2 protein-coding genes and 1 pseudogene are annotated in these 3,378 nt (G+C 76.0%); all 3 read right to left on the bottom strand.

Features of this window, described 5'->3' with window-relative positions; translation table 11 throughout:
* Window positions 1–342: 342 nt before the first annotated feature.
* On the bottom strand, window positions 343–1,905 hold the full coding sequence (locus tag RKE29_RS28800) for an acyl-CoA carboxylase subunit beta (protein WP_312008646.1): 1,563 nt from the start codon (window positions 1,903–1,905) through the stop codon (window positions 343–345).
* 150 nt (window positions 1,906–2,055) lie between these two features.
* On the bottom strand, window positions 2,056–2,802 hold the full coding sequence (locus tag RKE29_RS28795; protein ID WP_312008645.1) for a DNA-binding response regulator: 747 nt from the start codon (window positions 2,800–2,802) through the stop codon (window positions 2,056–2,058).
* Between the two features lie 57 nt (window positions 2,803–2,859).
* Window positions 2,860–3,378 (bottom strand): annotated as a pseudogene (locus tag RKE29_RS28790) (hypothetical protein); the annotation flags it as partial.

Here is a 3,378-nt window from a genome sequence, read left to right as displayed (position 1 = left end):
GGCGGCGCCGCCCCGGGCCGCGGGCCGCCCGCGGCCCGGGGCGGGCCCGCCGCGGGCGTCCGGGGTCCGGTGCTCCGCCGCGACGGCCGTACCCCTTCCGCTGCCTGCTGCCATGCCCGAAACCCCCCGCGTCACCGGCCCGTTACCACACCCTCGGCGGGCTCGCGTGCAACCTATCCCCACGTCGGCGCCGGTGACAATCGCATTCGGGCCCGGCCGCAAGGGGGCCGCGCGGCCGCCTGCGAAGCAGGAACCCGCGGGCGGACCACGGCATTCCGAGCAGGGCCGTACGGCCGTGTGACCTCGGTCATGGGCGCGGCGCCGGGGAGCGCGGGCGGCGGGTCAGGCGGGCGGGTTGCCGTGTTTGCGCGCGGGCAGCGGCGCGTGCTTCTCGCGCAGCATCGCCAGGGACCGGATCAGCACCTCGCGGGTGGCGGCCGGGTCGATGACGTCGTCCACGAGCCCGCGCTCGGCCGCGTCATAGGGGTGCACCAGCTCGGACCGGTACTCCTTGGCCCGCTGCCGGCGCGCGGCCTCGGGGTCGTCGGCCTGGGCGATCTCGCGGCGGAAGATGACGCGCGCGGCGGCCTCGGCGCCCATGACGGCGATCTCGTTGAGCGGCCAGGCGTAGGCGAGGTCGGCGCCGATGGACCGGGAGTCCATGACGATGTACGCGCCGCCGTACGCCTTGCGCAGGACCACCGAGACGCGCGGCACGGTCGCGTCGCAGTACGCGTACAGCAGCTTGGCGCCGTGCCGGACGATGCCGCCGTGCTCCTGGTCGACGCCCGGCAGGAAGCCCGGCACGTCCACCAGCGTGACCAGCGGAATGCTGAACGCGTCGCAGAACTGGACGAACCGGGCGGCCTTCTCGGAGGACTCGATGTCCAGCACCCCGGCGAGCGTCCGCGGCTGGCTGGCCACCAGCCCCACGGACCGGCCGTCCAGCCGGGCCAGCGAGCACACCACGCTGGTGGCCCACCGCTCGTGGACCTCCATGTGCTCGCCGTCGTCCACGATCTCCTCGATCACCTCCCGCATGTCGTATGGGCGGGTGCCGTCGGCCGGGACCAGGTCCGGCAGCGCCTCGCAGCGGCGGTCGGCCGGGTCGTCGGCGGGCACCTCGGGCGGGGTCTCCCGGTTGTTCGACGGCAGCAGGGACAGCAGGAAGCGGACCTCCTCCAGGCAGGTCGCCTCGTCGTCGTACGCGAAGTGCGCCACGCCCGAGGTCCGCGCGTGCACGTCGGCGCCGCCCAGCGCGTCCTGCGTGACCCGCTCGCCGGTGACCGCGTGCACCACGTCGGGCCCGGTGACGAACATCTGCGAGGTCTCGCGGACCATGAACACGAAGTCCGTCAGCGCCGGGGAGTACGCCGCGCCGCCCGCGCACGGCCCGAGCATGACGCTGATCTGCGGGATCACCCCCGAAGCCCGGGTGTTGCGCTGGAATATCCCGCCGTAGCCCGCGAGCGCGGAGACGCCCTCCTGGATGCGGGCGCCGGCGCCGTCGTTGAGGGACACCAGCGGCGCGCCGGCCGCCAGCGCCATGTCCATGATCTTGTGGATCTTCTGCGCGTGCGCCTCCCCCAGCGCCCCGCCGAAGATCCGGAAGTCGTGCGCGTAGACGAAGACCCTGCGGCCGTGCACGGTCCCCCAGCCGGTGACCACGCCGTCGGTGTGCGGACGGCGGTCCTCCAGGCCGAAACCGGTCGCCCGGTGCCGCCGCAGCGCCTCCACCTCGTGAAAGGACCCGTCGTCGAAGAGCAGGGCGAGCCGTTCACGGACCGTCAGTTTGCCCTTGGCGCGCTGGGCCTCGGTGGCGCGTGCGTCGCCCGCCGCGACCGCGCTCTTCAGCCGGTGCAGTTCGGCCACCCGGTCGTGGAGGGGCGCGCCGCCGTCGGACATCGGTCATCTCCCGTGGCTGGTGGGCGCGGCGGGTCCGCCGCGACGTCAGCAGCGTACGAACGCGCTGTCCCGGCCCGGTCGAGAACCGCTGGAGCCGTCCGGCGGCGGCCGGGTGTCCGTACGGGACGCCGGAACCGGCCGCCCGGGGGGTCACCGGTCGCCGAGCATGCCCAGCTCGGTGGCGCGCACGCCCGCCTGGAACCGGGACTCGGCGCCGAGGAGTTCCAGGATGCCGGTGACGTACCTGCGGTAGGTACGGACCGAGATGGCCAGCTCGCGCGCGGCGGCCTCGTCGGTGACGCCGTCGCGCAGCCGCTCCAGCACCCGGCGGACCATCTCGGCGCGGGCCCGGTTGCCGAAGTCGAACGGCGTCTCGGCGGGCACGGCGCTGCCCCACATGCCGGTGAACATGCTGTGCAGCGTGCGCACCACCACGCCGTCCCGCACCACCGACGCCTGCCGCCCCTCGGGGGCGTCCGCGCACACCAGCGCGGCCCGGCCGTCGGCGATCAGCAGCGTGGGCAGCGGGACCGTGATCAGCCGCTCCTGGCAGTTCGGACCGCAGTCGGGGGCGCTCCGCGCGCGTAGAACGCGGGTGGGCACGGCGCCGTCGAGGTCGGCGAGCAGCGCGGCCAGGGCCGCGTGCGCGGCCGCCAGGCGGGCCGAGCCGGCCGCCGGGATCACGGCGTCGAGGCTGTGCCTGGCCTGCGCCGCGACGTGCGAGGCAGCGGCCAGGAAGGCGGCGTCCTCGGCCTCGATCTCGGTCACCCGCGCGCTTCTGGCGCGGCGGGCGCGGTGCTCGGTGACGGTGGACTCCAGCAGCGCGCGGACCTGCCGCAGCGCGCGGTCCAGGGGGTCGGCCGCGTCCGACGGCTCCGGCGGCCTGGAATCGTCCATTCCCGTCCTCGGTGATGACGACCTGCGGTGGCTGGGGGATGCGGCCCGGCGACGACTCTAGTGACGGCCCGGCAGCAGCCCCGCCTCGACCGCCCGCACCCCGGCCTGGAACCGGGAGTGCGCGCCCAGCTCCCGCATGATCTCGGCGACGTACCGGCGGTAGGTCCGCAGGGAGACCTGCATCTCCCGGGCCCCGGCCTCGTCCGTACGGCCCGTGCGCAGGCTCTCCAGGATGCGCCGCGCGTCCTCCACGCACACCCGGCCGCCCAGCCGCGGGTACCGGCTCGGCGCCACCGCGCCCGCCCAGGCGCCGGTGAACATCAGGTCCAGGGCGCGCACCGTGGCCGGGTCCTCCACGGCCGAGGCCCGGCGGCCCGCGCCCGGGCCGAGCGTGACGTAGGCGATCCGGCCGTCCACGATGACGGCCTCGTGCGGCGCGTCGCGGCCGGCGACGCGCAGCTCGCAGCGGGGCAGGGCGCGCGCCAGGACGCGCACGCGCCCGCTGGACAGCGCGCGCGGCGCGCACAGCAGCCGCACCTCCACGCCGCCGGGGCCGTCCGGGAGGGCGCCGGCGGC

The organism is Streptomyces sp. B1866, from assembly GCF_031932565.1.
Lineage (GTDB): Bacteria > Actinomycetota > Actinomycetes > Streptomycetales > Streptomycetaceae > Streptomyces.
This window is presented reverse-complemented; position numbering and strand designations above follow the sequence as displayed.

What these genes read in the sequence shown, in the direction of transcription:
- RKE29_RS28795 (WP_312008645.1), bottom strand. Translation starts at nt 2,802, where the DNA reads ATGGACGATTCCAGGCCGCCGGAGCCGTCGGACGCGGCCGACCCCCTG.
- RKE29_RS28800 (WP_312008646.1), bottom strand. Translation starts at nt 1,905, where the DNA reads ATGTCCGACGGCGGCGCGCCCCTCCACGACCGGGTGGCCGAACTGCAC.